Annotated in this window: 9 protein-coding genes and 1 pseudogene; 2 read left to right on the forward strand and 8 right to left on the reverse strand. The window is 51.5% G+C overall.

Annotated elements, in window-relative coordinates:
• Positions 1-162: 162 nt before the first annotated feature.
• The 7 genes and pseudogenes from KU854_RS15200 to rne all read right to left on the reverse strand — a co-directional run.
• A pseudogene (locus tag KU854_RS15200) lies at positions 163-840 on the reverse strand (SulP family inorganic anion transporter); the annotation flags it as partial.
• 159 nt (positions 841-999) lie between these two features.
• On the reverse strand, positions 1,000-1,506 hold the full coding sequence (locus tag KU854_RS15205) for an acetone carboxylase subunit gamma (RefSeq protein ID WP_218359310.1): 507 nt from the start codon (positions 1,504-1,506) through the stop codon (positions 1,000-1,002).
• A gap of 58 nt (positions 1,507-1,564) precedes the next feature.
• Positions 1,565-3,886 carry a hydantoinase B/oxoprolinase family protein gene (locus KU854_RS15210; protein ID WP_218359311.1) on the reverse strand — a complete coding sequence of 774 codons (2,322 nt, stop codon included), beginning with the start codon at positions 3,884-3,886 and terminating at the stop codon, positions 1,565-1,567.
• A 3-nt stretch (positions 3,887-3,889) separates the two neighbouring features.
• Positions 3,890-6,043 carry a hydantoinase/oxoprolinase family protein gene (locus KU854_RS15215; protein WP_218359312.1) on the reverse strand — a complete coding sequence of 718 codons (2,154 nt, stop codon included), beginning with the start codon at positions 6,041-6,043 and terminating at the stop codon, positions 3,890-3,892.
• Between the two features lie 257 nt (positions 6,044-6,300).
• Complete coding sequence (locus KU854_RS15220) at positions 6,301-8,319, reverse strand: sigma-54-dependent Fis family transcriptional regulator (RefSeq protein ID WP_218359313.1); 2,019 nt, start codon at positions 8,317-8,319, stop codon at positions 6,301-6,303.
• A 422-nt stretch (positions 8,320-8,741) separates the two neighbouring features.
• Positions 8,742-10,298: a SulP family inorganic anion transporter gene (locus KU854_RS15225; RefSeq protein WP_218359314.1), complete on the reverse strand. Its 1,557-nt coding sequence runs from the start codon at positions 10,296-10,298 to the stop codon at positions 8,742-8,744.
• 233 nt (positions 10,299-10,531) lie between these two features.
• Positions 10,532-13,549 (reverse strand): ribonuclease E, encoded by a 3,018-nt coding sequence (rne, locus tag KU854_RS15230; RefSeq protein ID WP_218359412.1) that lies wholly within the window; start codon positions 13,547-13,549, stop codon positions 10,532-10,534.
• A gap of 520 nt (positions 13,550-14,069) precedes the next feature.
• On the opposite strand from rne, the gene rluC reads away from it, so the two are divergent.
• Both rluC and KU854_RS15240 read left to right on the forward strand, forming a co-directional pair.
• Positions 14,070-15,026, forward strand: coding sequence for a 23S rRNA pseudouridine(955/2504/2580) synthase RluC (rluC, locus tag KU854_RS15235; RefSeq protein WP_218359315.1), 957 nt, complete (start codon positions 14,070-14,072; stop codon positions 15,024-15,026).
• On the forward strand, positions 15,016-15,657 hold the full coding sequence (locus KU854_RS15240) for an HAD-IA family hydrolase (RefSeq protein WP_218359316.1): 642 nt from the start codon (positions 15,016-15,018) through the stop codon (positions 15,655-15,657). Before rluC ends, KU854_RS15240 begins: the two co-directional genes overlap by 11 nt.
• A gap of 98 nt (positions 15,658-15,755) precedes the next feature.
• On the opposite strand, the gene KU854_RS15245 is transcribed toward KU854_RS15240, so the two are convergent.
• Complete coding sequence (locus KU854_RS15245) at positions 15,756-16,340, reverse strand: Maf family protein (RefSeq protein WP_218359317.1); 585 nt, start codon at positions 16,338-16,340, stop codon at positions 15,756-15,758.
• Between the last annotated feature and the right edge of the window lie 91 nt (positions 16,341-16,431).

Genomic DNA, 16,431 nt, shown 5'->3' on the forward strand with positions numbered 1-16,431 from the left:
TTCGCGAGGGTAAGGGCTGTGGTCAATTGCAAAATAAAAGGCTCTAAGTATGGGGACTTAGAGCCTTTATAAGCCATCTGTTGGATCGTTCAACCGATCATTTATCTCTTAACTGATCGGCATTAGGCTTCAAGCCCGCTTTTGCTCTTCCCAAATTTAGTTTTACGCTAGTACGTCGGTAGCGACCTTATAGCTTGGATCTTCAATGTGGTTAATTTCAACCAGGCTGCCTGCTTTGGTCAGAAGTGCTAGACAATCCTGCGACAGATGACGAAGGTGCAGTTTCTTACCGGCTTTGTTGTAGCGCTCAGCCAGAGTCTCAATGGCTTCGATTGCCGAGTGGTCAGCGACACGGGATTTGCCAAAGTCGACAATCACGTCCTGCGGGTCGTTTTGCGCATCAAACAGTTCAAGGAAGTTTGCAACAGAGCCGAAGAACAGCGGGCCATTCACTTCGTACACCTTAGATCCTTGGTCGTTGGTGTAGCTTGATGCATAGATATGTTTCGCGTGCTCCCAGGCAAACATCAGCGCAGAAACAATCACACCCACGATAACGGCAATGGCCAGGTCAGTCATAACCGTGACCACGGTAACCAGTACAATCACAAAGAAATCACGCTTCGGTACGCGACGCGCCAACCCGAAAGCCGCCCATTCGAATGTACCGATAACCATCATAAACATCACGCCTACCAGCGCTGCCAGCGGGATCATTTCAATCCACGACGCGGTGAACATGATAAAGCAGAGCAGGGCAATGGCAGAGGTGATGCCGGACAAACGACCACGACCACGACCACGACCACCAGAGTTTACGTTAATCATGGACTGGCCAATCTGATACTTTTTGGGCGCAACGCTGTGGATCACGATAAGGCGCGAAGAAAGACATGGTGTCTGCTGCCGTTGCGATGAGGGCGTTTGCAGGTAAGTAGGAATGAAAAAGGGGGCAATCGGGAGAAAGCCCCAAAGTCACCGAACGGTGATCAATAAAACTCAGTTTCCCCTCTCCGGTAACGGTAGGTTGACCCACTCTTTGTAGAAGGTATCAATGTCCGGCTCAAAATCATGCAAAACGGGATACCATGGGGTAGGCGCTTCAACATCGTGCATGATGCCGCAGGACGGGCAATAATACTCACGGTACACTTGCCACTCCGTATCGGGGTGCATGTTCTCGGGATAGACTTCCAGCATTGAGGCTTTGGTATCGCGCACGTAAATCACTGCGTTAAGCTTCCAGTTGTCGCGGTAGTCACCGAACTCGAAGCCGCATTCGCATTTGTTGACCCACTTATTCGTGTCCGGCTGTTGGGTAATGTAAAGGTGGGGGCCTAGCGGAAGGATGATGCGATCCGGCCAGCTGACTTTAGCCTGCAATGTTTTCAGATACTGCTCAAAGCGGGATACGTCCTTTGGCATGGACAGCATGCGCATGGTGGTTTTCCAGTCCAGCTTGCCATCGACCAGCTTGGTAATTTGTTCATCGGTATATTGTGACATCCTATTGCTCCTGTCTGTTCAAGGCGGCATAGATAGCCCTATGCCGCGTCGATCGGGATTATTCTTCGACCAGCGTGATGGTAGACACGTCCGGCATGCGTGACAGATCCATCCGGTAGTGAGAGCCATAGGAAGGCACACCCAGATCTTCCTCCTTCAACGTCCAGCTGTCCGGCAACTCCCAGAATGCACGGAAGCTGTTGAGGAATTTCTGTGACAGCCCAAAGCTGGTGGCATACATGTGTTTAACCGGTAACGAGGCTTTTTGGGCCAGGATCCGCTCCCTTTCCTTCGCCATCCAGTCGCGGGTAGGAATCGCCCGGGCAAGGCGCGCTTTGCGAATTCTTGCCCGGTTTTTGGCCGTTGCCGCGTCATCCACCGTCCAAATGTTGGTTTCGCCTTCGTGGATAACCGCGCCGTAGACCTTGCGGGCAAATTCCGGCAGCACGAACTTCTCGTTAAGGTCATTGGCGATCGCGTCACAGTCACGGTCAAGGGGGTCACCAAAGCCCGGACCGCCACGTAGGTAGTTCAGGTACAGGTCGTGGTTGTCATAGCAGTCTTCCGTTGTCATACACTGCTGGTCACGCTTGACCCTGGCTCCGGGGGAGAGGTGTTTTTCATACTCGGGCGCGGCAGGGTTGAGATCGGCGCCAAGTGGCAGGGTATCTCCCTGTGCAATACGCTCTTTCAGGCCGGTTGTGTGCGCCTCGAAACGGTATCCAGTGGCTGGGGGATAGCCACCCATCATGCCCCAGTCACTGTTCATGTACCCGTTGCCCATAAAGAACATGGTCCAGTCATGGGAGTTCCAAACCATTCTGAGCGACTCAAAACCACAACCGCCACGGTATTTTCCGTACCCGCCGGAGTTGAATTTCACATTCCGCCCAAGATAGAGAAGCGGCTCTGCCATCTCCCAGATTTCGACATCCCCCATGTCGCCTTCCGGATTCCAGATAGCGGCAGCATGGTTGAGGCCGTCTTTTATCGCACAGGCTCCGGTGCCACAGGAGGACGCTTCAAAACTGTTGACGGCATGGATCTCTCCATCTTGATTGATCCCGCCCCCCTGCAACCAGTTGGACGTATTGGCATTCCCGGCGTTCACTTCTTCCAGATAGCCGCGACTGAAATAACTCTGTCCCAGCCCGCGCCACAGGGCGCTCCAGCCGGAGACAAGGAAATGCCAGGCATAGGCGTGTCCGGTTCTGCGGTCATCAGGGTTCATCCACGCCCCTTTGGGCAGCCGGAATTCGGTGCCATAATACGCGCCATCGTTGATACGCTGGGTGGGCACGAGTGTCTGGGTCATCATTACCCAGATCCCACTGGTAAAGGCTACCTGGTGGGCGTTATAGGAGTGCCAGCCCCAGCGGCTTGCCCCTTCAAAATCAAGCCGCCATGAACCGTCACCACGGATTGTCATTTCAACCGGTGAGTGCATGACAGTATCGAGCTTGGCGAAGGCTGACGGGGTTTGTACGTCAGGGTGGGCGTAGGGCACATCAACAAACGCCACTTTGCGGTAGGTACCAGGGAGTGTCATGGCTTTAATGCGGGTTTGCAGGCCACGGCGGCCATCTTCGACCACTTCATAGGCGAATTTCTGATAGGCCTCGATCCCTTCTTCCCGAATAACTTCCTCTACCAAATCACGTATCATGTGGCACCCAGCAATGCGGGTACGCTCATCAAGGATCCAGTATTTGGGGGTACGCACAGAACGTTGGGATTCGTGCAGCCAGTCGCGGAAGGGTTCGTCATTCACCCCGGTTTTACGGCAGGTTATCATGTAGCCATCGCCAAACCGCTGTACCTGACCGGTAGACATTGACCCCGGTGTGACAGCGCCGGTATCGATAACATGGGTAACGCCGCCCACCCAGCCGATTAACTTGCCATCCCAGAATATAGGCACAATGGTCGCGATATCACAGGGATGCACGTTGCCAATCGAACAGTCATTGTTGGTGAACATATCCCCGTCACAAATGCCCGGATTCATCTCCCAGTTGTTTTCAATCATGTATTTAATGGCTGCGCCCATGGTGCCCACATGGATGATGATCCCGGTGGAAGTGAGAACACAATCACCGGCGGCGTTATACAGGGTAAAGCACAGTTCACCTTCTTGCTCCACGATGGGGCTGGCAGCGATTTTTTTGGCTGTTTCCCGTGCATGTACTAGACCGCCACGGATTTTAGAAAACAGTTTTTCGTAGCGGATAGGTTCACTTTCACGCAGTTCAAGGTGTTCCAGCCCGTTGTAAAACCCTGTTGCTGTTGTTTTGGCCAGGATTTTGTCACGGAAGGTTTTCAGTGACTCGCCAGTACCGAGTAAATCGGCATGGGGACGTACTTGTGTGATGTCATCCATGGTTCAGTCCTCCTTCAGAGACGTGAGGTGGAACAGGCGGTGTTTATCGAGGTAGGTTTCAAATCCATCCGGCACAACGAAGGTGGTGGCGTCAGATTCGATGATGGCAGGGCCGGTGATCCGGTTGCCGGGTTTGAGTAATTCCATCTTGAACAGTTCTGCATCCAGCCACTGCCCGTGACGATAAAACGGACGGTGTCCCAGCCGCGCATTCTCCGGTGGAATAGGACCTTCCTCTTTGTCTTCTGGCAGTGATGGTTTTACGGTTGCAACCAAACCGTGCATGATGGCTCCGGTAACGGAAAAGCCGAGTTCCGGTGAGCGGGCAGCGCTGGCATACACTCGGGAATAGGTATTTTCAAAGGCCTCTACCAGTTTGTCCCAGTCCCCGGCGGTGGCTGCGCTGTTGATAGGGGAATGGATTTCAAGGTCATTCAACTGCCCCATGTACTGCATCCTGAAACCGGGACGGAGAATGACATCTTCTGGCTTGAAGCCGTTGATGACGAACTCTTCGATAACTTTTGCCGCCAGTTCGTTCCAGGCGGATTGCATGATGTCAGCGGCGGCGGTTTTGTCGTCTTCCGGTGCAAACTGTGGCACGGCAATATCGACACTCTTGTCGTAGCGGTATTCAAAATCGGCGCAGGCACAGCCGAAGGCAGAAAAACCGGCGGCCCATGCAGGCACAATGATGTCTTTAAATCCCAGTCCTTCGGTATAGCCATAGGTATGTACCGGTCCGGCACCGCCATATGAGAAACAGACGTATTCCGTAGGGCTGTATCCCTTGGCACCGATATTGGCACGAAGGTATTCGCGAAGCTGCAAATCCAGCAGTTCAATCACACCGGACGCGGCCTCTTCGACGGTAAGGCCCATAGGGTCAGCAATCTGCACTTTGATGTGTTCCCGGGCCCTTTCGACATCCAGTTTGATTGCGCCACCCAGAAAGTTCTGAGGGTTCAGATAGCCAAGTACGACGTGGCAATCCGTCACGGAGACGGTGTCCAGTCCACTGTCTTTCCAGCATGTTCCTACCCGGTAGCCAGCACTGTCAGGGCCAAGGGTGATGGCGTTGCTGTAGGGGTCGATACGCACAAAGCTGCCAGCTCCGGCACCGACAGAGTCCATAACCACCAACGGCAGGGAAAGCACCAGTCTTGCCATGTCAGGGTCGCTGGCGATGGCAAAATTTCCCTTGGTGATCAGCGCCATGTCGAAACTTGTACCGCCAATGTCTGAGCAGGCAATGTTGTCATAGCCCAGCATTTTACCGAGCAGCTTTGAGCCGATAACGCCACCGATGGGGCCGGATACGATAGAGCGTGCCAACTCCTTGGCTTTCCATGAAATGGTGCCACCGTGTGTTGCCATCACCCTGAGATCAAAATGGGCACCATGTTTGTGAAACCTGTCACTGACTTTTTTCAGCGTCTGGCGCGAGGGCTCCGCCGCATAGGCTTCCAGCACTGTGGTGTTCATCCTGTGGCTTTCTTTACGAGAGGGGTAGTAGTCAACTGAAGCAAACACAGGAATATCCACCCCCATGTCTTTGAGCTTTTCCTTGCAGATATCACGCGCAATCTTCTCATTCTGCGCATTTTTATGTGATTGCAACAGACAGATCACGATGGCATCACAACCGGCTTTTACCAGTTGTTCCGTTGCATCGGCGACCTCCTGTTCACGCAGGGGAATGACGATATTGCCCTGCACGTCTGTGCGCTCCGTGACACCGCGGATGCGTGAGAGAGGGATCAGGGGTGGGTCGTATTTATGGGTATTGAGGTGGATACGATCCTCAAGGGCATAACCCAGGTAGCTTTGGATAGCGCGTCCCATTGAATGGGTCTGCTCGAACCCTTTGTTGCAGATCAGACTGACATCCAGCCCTTTGCGTTGTACCACCCGGTTTAACATTGCGGTACCGGAGTAGACGCCGGTAACCAATTCTGGATAAACATCATCTACCTTGCGCTTCCAGTGGGCAAGGGCATCTTCAGATGAGTTGTATATGGCCAGAGATTCGTCGTCTGGGTTGCTTTGGGCTTTCCCAACGACAAAACGTCCGTCCGAACGGACGAAAAATGTGTCTGTCATCGTACCACCGGCATCAATGCCCAGTACCTCAACGGAGCCATCTTGTTGTTGCATGTCGCACTCCTTTTCCCCAGAGGGGAGCTGTAGTCCTTCGGTTAGAGGGCTTACCAAGGTTTAAAACCTGTGGAAAGCGACTCCAGTGCTATTGAGCAAGGGGCGTGCCAGTGAAAAGTATTAATAGATTGATGTTTATAATCAGTGTGTTAATGAATTTTTAGGCGAGATGAAATCGGGAGAGTGTTCGATTGGCGAACGGTATCTGGCTCGGACACCGTCCTGAACCTAGTCGCAGAGTGAGTGGGTTTTGGGGCTCAATGGCCCGCACGGATAGCGTCGACTTCCTGAGTCAGGCCATACTTTTTCAGCTTGAGGTATAGCGTGCTTTTTGCAATCCCGAGCTTTTGCGCCACGAGCGTCAGGTTCCCCTGACATTGATGCAGTGTGGTGCGGATCTGGTGACTTTCCGCTTGCTCAAGCGGCGAGCATTCAGAAAGGCCTGACGCGTGGGCGGGGCGGTTTGTCCAAAGTGGGGTAGCGATTTCTGGTGGAAGGTCTTCGACAGCCAGTGTATCGCTGGTGGACATGAGTAACATCGACTCAATAATGTTGCGAAGCTCCCTGACATTCCCGGGCCAGCTGTAAGCTTCCAACATTGAGAGCACATCCTTGGGCAGGGTTTTTAGTGGCAATTCATGGTGCTGGCAAAGATGCCGGATCAACCAATCAGTCAGCAATGGAATGTCGCCAACGCGATCCTTCAATGGCGGAATACGGATGCTGGTAACGGCAATGCGGTAGAACAAATCCATACGAAACAGCCCTTCATCGACAGACATCCTCAGATCGCGGTTGGTGGCAGCAATCAAGCGGAACCGGACACGTCTGGGCGCATTCTCGCCTAAACGGTAGATTTCCCCCGATTCGAGAACCCGGAGTAAATGCGGCTGGATGTCCATTGGCATTTCCCCGATTTCATCGAGAAACAGAGTGCCTCCGTCAGCGGCTTCGATTTTTCCTGCCAGTCCTCCTTTCCGGGCGCCGGTAAACGCACCGTCAGCATAACCAAACAGTTCACTACTCAGTAAGTCTTTGGACAGGCCGCCACAGTTAAGCGCGACGAAAGGCTCTTTTTCATCCCGGCTGGCCTGGTGTATGCCTTTAGCAAATAACTCCTTACCTACACCCGTTTCCCCCAGAAGAAGCACAGGAACACGTGCTTTTGCCAACTGGTGTGCCTTGTTAAGTGCTTCAATGAGTTGTGGTGACTGTCCTATGATGCCATCTAGGCCAGCAGCATCCGGTTTCCGCCCGGAGGATGATTTGGTTCTGAAGCTGGTCAAGCGTGGAGTGGGGATATGGACGATGCTGCCGATGACGTGACCATTTTTGATGACAGGTTCAACCCATTCAGGAAGCAGCCAGTCAGGGCAGGCTGGGCGCTCATGTTCGGGAGTATCAAGGTTTAGGGCATCAATACGGACGGGGGAGTTCATCGATTTGAACCCTGCCCCGACCAGCACCGGCGTTGCACGTCCATCCGCTTTGACCAGATACCCACGCTGGTCAAACAACAGATAGCCATTGCCGCTTTTTGTTGCCAGCTTGTTGATGCCGCTTTCAACTAAATGGTAGCGATGCTCCATTTCTTGACGGGAGAGCCGGCTTTCAATCCGGGCCGCCGTTGTCATTGCCAGTGCAAGGCTGTGGCGGCTGTAATTCTGGCTCAAGCCGGAAACGTCAATAACGCCCAGAATCGCATTGTCAATCGGATCACGGATCACAGTGGCAGAGCATGTCCATCGCTGAATACCCTCGCAAAAATGTTCCGCAGCATGGATTTGAACCGGCTGTCCGGTCTGGAGCGCGGTGCCTATTGCATTGGTGCCCATTTCCGATTCCGACCACCGTCCTCCCGGCACAAGTCTTGTCGCTTGCAGCGGATCCCTTACCCTGGCGCTGGCATCGCCTTCTACATCGAGAATCGTGCCGTTAGGATCGGTTAATATCATTACCGTCCCGGTGGGAGAGAGGATGTCATGGGATTGTGCCATGCAAGGTGTACTCGCATCGATGAGACGGGCGTGGCGTTGACGAAGCGCTTCAAGCCCATCCTCACTCAAGATAAAACTGGCCTGTGCCAGCATGGGATCAACATGGTCGCTCTGGCAGCGAACCCAAGATTGGTGTATCAGGTGGCGAAGATTGGTTGCTTGAAGCGAAGACGCTTCCAGTGAGGGCATCGCATCGTTAATGAAGGCTTCCCAACTGGCTTTCACTCCGGCGTTTTGTTCTGGGACTGAGTATCTGTCATCCTTGCTTGTCTTTGACACCGTATCATCTCCGTATGGCACACACTGCGGTTACTACGCTGCCTACATCCTGAAGAATATGTGCACTTCGACCTTTGCGCTAATGCTAAGCGGCGTATTGTGAGCCCTTGTATTCAGCCTGTTTTTGTCACTATGCGGGGTAAACTGGCCGCTAGTGACATGAAGCAAAGTCCATTCCATTTATGTGGTTTCTTTAACGTGCTGAATAACCGTATTTTTATTTGTAGGAGCAAACTTCGCTGCGTTCGATTTTTGGTCACTGTCCGATATTCATCCGCGCATCACCATCGTCACTTATCGATGCAGAAAATGGGCATGTGGACTCAATAACGAGAATTATTTGTTGCGGTGCAACAAGTTCCTGAGCGCCAGGCACAAAAAAGCGGGCTTCAAGCCCGCTTTTGCTCTTCCCAAATTTAGTTTTACGCCAGTACGTCGGTAGCGACCTTATAGCTTGGATCTTCAATGTGGTTGATTTCAACCAGGCTGCCTGCTTTGGTCAGAAGTGCTAGACAATCCTGCGACAGATGACGAAGGTGCAGTGTCTTACCGGCTTTGTTGTAGCGCTCAGCCAGAGTCTCAATGGCTTCGATTGCCGAGTGGTCAGCGACACGGGATTTGCCAAAGTCGACAATCACGTCCTGCGGGTCGTTTTGCGCATCAAACAGTTCAAGGAAGTTTGCAACAGAGCCGAAGAACAGCGGGCCATTCACTTCGTACACCTTAGATCCTTGGTCGTTGGTGTAGCTTGATGCATAGATATGTTTCGCGTGCTCCCAGGCAAACATCAGCGCAGAAACAATCACACCCACGATAACGGCAATAGCCAGGTCAGTCATAACCGTAACCACGGTAACCAGTACAATCACAAAGAAATCACGCTTCGGTACGCGACGCGCCAACCCGAAAGTCGCCCACTCGAATGTACCGATAACCACCATAAACATCACGCCTACCAGCGCTGCCAGCGGGATCATTTCAATCCACGACGCGGTGAACAGAATAAAGCAGAGCAGGGCAATGGCAGCGGTGATGCCGGACAAACGACCACGACCACCAGAGTTTACGTTAATCATGGACTGGCCAATCATGGCACAGCCGCCCATCGCACCAAATACTGAACAGGTGACGTTTGCGACGCCTTGACCCACACACTCGCGGTTACCGCGACCACGGGTGCCTGTCATTTCATCGACCACGGTCAGGGTCAGCAGGGATTCAATCAAACCAACTGCGGCAAGGATCAGCGAATAGGGCAGGATGATGTAAAGGGTTTCCAGATTAAACGGCACTGTCGGGATCGAGAAGGTTGGCAATGTACCTGCCAGTGTTGCGTTCTCATCACCACTCATTGAGCGCAGGAAGTCCACCACTGTGCGGGTATCTAGATCGAGCAGGATAACGGCTGCTGTCACACCTACAATCGCCACAAGGGAAGATGGAACCGACGTGGTGAACTTCGGCAGGAAGTGAATGATAGCCATGGTAATAGCAACCAAACCCAGCATCAGATACAGCTGGCTACCCTGAAGCCACTCTAGTTCTCCATTTGCTCCCGGCACTTTGAACTGCCCCAATTGCGCAAGGAAAATCACAATGGCCAATCCGTTAACGAAACCAATCATGACTGGATGTGGCACCATGCGGATAAATTTACCCAGTTTGAATATCCCGGCAGAAATCTGGATGAGACCTGCAAGCATTACGGCAGCAAAAAGGTATTGAACGCCGTGCTCGGCAACAAGACTGACCATGACTACAGCCATTGCACCTGTTGCGCCGGAAATCATGCCAGGGCGACCACCAAGAATAGAGGTGACAAGACCCATAATGAATGCGGCGTAGAGACCCACCATAGGGTCAACACCTGCAACAAAGGCAAAGGCAACAGCTTCAGGTACCAGTGCCAGTGCAACCGTCAGACCTGACAGAATGTCGTTTTTCGCGGAGTGTTGAGGAAACTTGGGAAATTCAAACATCGTGTTCGGTAACTTCTCTGAAAGTGGGGTTGAAGACAAAGGGTGTGATAGTACAGAAAAGTGTGATTTTGTTCAATGTTGGTAACGGTTTTGTAAACCGTACAAGGGCTGGAATAGGTATTCGAACAGGGACTTAGCGCCGTATACACTGGGATGCGGACGGATTTTGTTTCCACGTCAAATAAAAAAAGAGCCATGCAATGCATGGCTCTTTCTGTGCGGTCTACTTCAGATTAGAAGTTAGGCTTGGTTGCCGGAGCCGCTGCGCTGTTAGTCGCAGTCTGGCTTCCCGCTTGGCGCGTTTCTGCACGTTCACTGCGGAACGATGCGATAGACACTTCGATAGCAACGTGGTTGCTTTCCGGTGCTGGCGCTTTTGTCATTGGAGAGGTTGCACGACCCATACGGATTGCGGCAGGTTTTGCCTTTTCAACCGCAGGGATTTCGCTTGCTTCCATCACGCTCTTAACGTTGGTTTCAGCAACAACTTCTTCAACTACTGTTTCTACAGTCGGTGTTTCAACTTCTACTGCAGGCGTTTCCACGATTTCAGGTGCGTTGATCGCGACTGGCAATTCTTCGCTCAGTGCATCTGCGCCTTCTGATTTCGCTTTTTCTTCCAGAATGGTTGGTGCAGGACGGCGAACAATCACTTTACCCATAGCCATTTCAGGGAAGGCAACGCCGCCCAGAGCTGGTGCTTTAACGACTTCAGCAACATCTACTTGCGGTGCTTCAGCTTCCACTTCTGCAACAACAGGTGCTTTCAGCGCCGTTTTTGATGGCCAAACTTTACCCATCGCCATTTCTGGTGAAGCTACGCCTGATTTCAGAACAACCTTGCTACGCTTTTCAACGATGGTTACCGCGGTTTCCATCATGTCCAGCTGATCCAGAGCTTGCTCGGTGTTCGCGCTTTCGTTCTCTTCGCGGTTACCGCGACGACGGCGCTGGCCGCTTGCACGCAGGTGACGAGGAGAGCGACGGTTACGGCGTTTCTCTTCACGTGGCTCGGCGTTGTCAGTTGCTTCAACAACGTCTTTGGTTGCTTCAGCTTTTGCTTCCGCAGCGACAGCTTTACCCATTTCTTGCAGTGGGTTCATTGCTGCTACTTCAGTCTCTTCTGAAACATCACCGACACGGACTTTTTTGTTCAGCTTGCGGCGTTGGCGGCGTTGTTTAACCTTCTCGGTTTTTTCCGCTTTGTCCTGCTTCTCAACCAGTGTTTCTTCTTTTACTGGTTTCGCTGCTTTTGCTTGCTGACGTTGATCTACTTTCTCTAGTTTCTCAGTAGGTTTGCGGCTTTGCTTCTTAGCAGGTTTTTCTTGACGCTCGTTAGCTGCTGCTGCGCGTTCAGTGTTTTCAGGGCGCTCTTTACCGCGACGCTGTTTCTTCTCGCCACGTTCACCGCGCTCGTTACGCTCACCGTTTTTGCTGTTTTCATCACGCTGGTTGTTGCGTGAACCACGGCGGGTACGGTCTTGAGTGCGTTTGTGATCGCGACGGTTACGGTTTTCGCGTTTTGGTTCTTCTTTCTTCTCTTCCTCTTCGCTACCTGCAAACAGCCCGGAGATGAAAGAGACTAAACGTGAAAACAGACCAGGTTTTTCTTCTTCTTTTGGTGCGGCTTTAGCTACAGGCGCAGGAGAAGCTGGTGCTGCAAAGCCTTGAAGTGCCGGCTCTTCGCGTTTCTTCACAACACGCTCTGCTGGCGCTTCATCTTTGCCTTCAGACTCACGCATTGCTTCCAGTTGCTCTGGCAGACGGTAAGACAGTGAAGTCACTTCATCACCACCACGGATACGTACCACTTCAAAGTGTGGTGTTTCCATGTTTGCGTTAGGTACGATGATGACACGAACGTTGTGATATTTCTCAACGTGTTGAACAGAGCGACGCTTTTCGTTCAGCAGGTAAGAGGCAACCGGTACCGGCACAACGGCCATAACCTGAGCGGTGTTCTCTTTCAGTGCTTCTTCTTCAATCAGACGCAGGATAGACAGCGACAGTGATTCGTTATCACGGATAACACCGGTACCTGTACAACGTGGACAGATGTGGTGGCTCGCTTCTGCCAGAGAAGGGCTCAGACGCTGACGCGACATTTCCAGCAGACCAAAGCGTGAGATACGGCCAATTTGAACGCGTGCGCGATCCATACGGACAGCTTCGCGAAGGCGATTTTCAACTTCACGCTGGTGGCGAACTGGTGTCATATCGATAAAGTCGATAACAACCAGACCACCTAGGTCACGCAGGCGCAACTGGCGTGCGATCTCATCGGCTGCTTCCAAGTTGGTTTGCAGCGCGGTTTCTTCGATATCAGAACCCTTGGTTGCACGTGCAGAGTTGATATCGATAGAGGTCAGTGCTTCTGTCGGGTCGATAACAATTGAACCGCCTGATGGAAGACGCACTTCACGCTGGAAGGCTGATTCAATCTGGCTCTCAATTTGGTAGTGGCTGAACAGTGGAACATCACCGTCATAGCGTTTAACGCGGCTCAGGAAGTCAGGACGGGTTGCCTGAATACGCTCACGAGCCTGGTTGTACACTTTCTCGCTGTCGATCAGCACTTCGCCAATGTCACGGCGCAGGTAATCGCGGAACGCACGGGCAATCACATCACTTTCTTGATAGATCAGGAACGGTGCTGCTTTCGACTCTGCCGCACCCTGGATACGTTCCCAGTTGTTCAGCAGGTAGTTCAAGTCCCACTCAAGCTCTTCAGCAGATTTGCCAACGCCTGCAGTACGCACGATCAGACCCATACCTTGCGGCAGTTTCAGGCCAGACATTGCTTCTTTCAGGTCGCTGCGCTCTTCACCTTCGATACGACGGGAAATACCGCCAGCACGTGGGTTGTTTGGCATCAGAACCAGGTAGCTGCCTGCGAGAGAGATAAAGGTGGTCAGGGCTGCGCCTTTGTTACCACGTTCTTCTTTATCAACCTGAACAATCACTTCCTGACCTTCCTTCAACACCTCTTTGATGTTTGGACGGCCTTGATAGCTGTAGTTATCAGGGAAATATTCGCGGGCAATTTCTTTAAGAGGGAGGAAACCGTGACGCTCTGAACCGTAGTCTACAAATGCAGCTTCAAGACTTGGTTCAATGCGGGTGATACGACCTTTGTAGATATTTGCTTTCTTAGATTCGTGACCAGGGCTTTCGATATCCAAATCGTACAAGCGCTGACCATCGACTAATGCGACGCGCAACTCTTCTTTTTGAGTTGCGTTGATCAACATTCTTTTCATATTAAATTGTTCTCGATTATTTGTTGTTATTAGTTGTCGGGTACGAGACAAAGAACTCAATGCTGCCGGGTCCCAAGTCTGATTTAAATGCAGCCTCACGGCTGGAGGATCAGGGACGCACTAGGGCACTACTTTATCCACCCACTGATACGGAAATTTGGATTGTCTCCGATTTACACAGTCGGCTCTTCGCCACAAATGGCGATAGTCTCTATGACACTGGTTATTTATCCCGTCGTGCCAACAAACTAACGGGTGCTATGCTCCTCACGTCTTACGCCGGGTGCTGCGTGATTTAGTTGCCCTTTCTGTCAACTAGTCAGGTACTACAAAGAAATAGTGCTAAGGACAGTCAGGGAACTTGGGCAAAGCGGTAAAGATTTACTCTATTTGTCGGCTTTTTAGCCGTGATGAGCAAAAAAGTTGCAAACTTTTCTGCTTTACGGCGCAACTATAGCAGGGACACTTTTTTGCAGCAAACTACTTTGATGCAATGTAGAATCTACGCCCTATGAATACAGAAAAAACCAAAGTGCAATTCATCGACATCTCCGATGACATTGCGGGCCAACGGATCGATAACTTTCTCCGAAATAGGCTCAAAAACATCCCTAAAAGTATGATTTATCGCGTTCTCCGCAAAGGAGAGGTGCGAGTGAATAAAAAACGTATAAAACCTGAATACAAGCTTCAGGAAGGGGACGTTATCCGTCTTCCGCCTATGCAGATCCCAGAAACGACGCAGGTTGAAGCGCCAAACACCAAGCTCAACCGGGTGGCAGAATTAGAAAAATGTGTGATTTATGAAGATGATCACATGCTGATTCTGAATAAGCCTTCTGGAACAGCCGTTCATGGTGGTAGTGGTCTTCATTTTGGGGCAATCGAGGCGATGCGTGCGTTGCGTCCTGATGCCCGTTTTCTGGAGTTGGTGCATCGTATTGACCGCGATACGTCAGGCATTCTGCTGATCGCGAAAAAGCGCTCGGCACTTCGCCATTTACAGGCACAGTTCCGTGAGAAAACAGTACAGAAGTATTACTTCGCACTCACTATGGGTAACTGGAAGCCTTCTATGAAGAAGGTAACCGCACCTTTGCTGAAAAATGAAGTAAACAGTATTGTGCGCGTTAACCCAAATGGTAAGCCTTCGGAAACCCGCTTTAAGGTTCTGGAGCAGTTTGAACAGGCGACGTTGGTGCAGGCGAGTCCAATTACCGGCCGTACACACCAAATCCGTGTTCACGCTCAATATGTAGGTCACCCTCTGGCTTGGGATGACCGATACGGCGACCCGCGTTTTGATGCATACACGAAAAAATTCGGTTTGAACCGCTTGTTCCTGCATGCAGCGAACATCAAATTCACCCATCCGGGTACGGAAGCATTGATGGATATCTCTGCGCCTATGGATAAACAGCTGGAACGAACCCTTGAAGGATTAAGGAAAGCGCCACGTGTTAACTGACTATAAGTTGGTGATATTTGATTGGGACGGCACCGTGATGGACTCTGTCGCGCGTATCGTTTCCAGTCTTGAGGAGGCTGCCCGTTTGACGGGTGGCCTGCCTTTGTTGTCCGGTGACGAACTCAAGCAGATGATTGGGCTGAGTCTGGATCATGGGTTCGAGTTTCTCTATCCCGGTGTCACATTGGATAAACGGGGTACATGGAAGGCTCATTATGGCCAGCAATTCCGTGTTGATAACACGACGGCTATAGATATGTATGCCGGAGCTAAAGCGTGTTTATCTGAGTTGAAGCAACGAGGCCACCTTCTTGCTGTCGCTACAGGCAAATCCGGTCCTGGCCTTGATAAAGCGATTGCGGACACCCAAACATCACATTTATTCAGTGCAACCCGCACGGCGGATGTCACTGCATCCAAACCTGATCCTTTGATGATCCATGAAATCCTCTCAGAGTTAGGTATCGAGGCAAAAGACGCAGTTATGGTCGGGGACACTACCCATGATATGCATTTGGCACAAAACGCGGGTGTGGATGCGATTGGTATTACCTGGGGCGTGCATGACAGGGATACCCTCAACCGCTTCTCTCCGGTTGCTGTCATCGACAGGCTGGACGAATTACTCTGACGTGAATGGCTTGGGATGGAGCCATCAATCGCGAAGAGACGAAAATGGGGCTGCTTGCCCCTTCGTTTTTATTGGATGAAATCCGCTGATCTAAAGTGTCAGAGCACATCTATACCTTCAGCCCGCAGCATTTCGCACAGGCGAATTAGCGGTAAACCGACCAAAGTGTTTGGATCCCGTCCTTCAAGCTTATCAAACAGAGCAATGCCCAGACTTTCGCATTTAAAGCTGCCTGCACAATCGAGAGGTTGCTCTCTTTTTACATAGCGCGTGATTTCCTCCTCGCTCAGCGAGCGGAAGTAAACATGAAAGGGTTCGACATCTGTTTGAGCAAATCCAGTGGTACTGTTTAACAGGGTTAAACCTGTATAGAAGGTAACATGTTTACCCGCAGCTGCTTTTAACTGCTCAATGGCTTTTTCTTCTGTCCCCGGCTTACCGAGGATCTTTCCATCGATCACACACACTTGATCTGATCCTATGATCAGGGCGTCAGGGAACATTTTTTTGCATGCCTGCGCTTTTTCCAGTGAAAGTCGCTGTACCAGATCTAGCGGTGATTCACTTTCCTTTGCAGATTCATCAATATCCGGAGCGTGGAAAGAGAAGGGAATTGCCAACTTTTTAAGCAATGCTTGGCGGTACTTGGATCCGGAAGCCAGTACAATTGTTTGTTTATTCATCTAACGATGATCCTTACCCTGAATATTCGTATACGCGGGCAAGTGTAATGTTTTACACTTGCGGAGGCGAGTGGGCTTGGTGTGGTATCAC

It is taken from the genome of Enterovibrio paralichthyis (genome assembly GCF_019209835.1).
GTDB lineage: Bacteria > Pseudomonadota > Gammaproteobacteria > Enterobacterales > Vibrionaceae > Enterovibrio > Enterovibrio paralichthyis.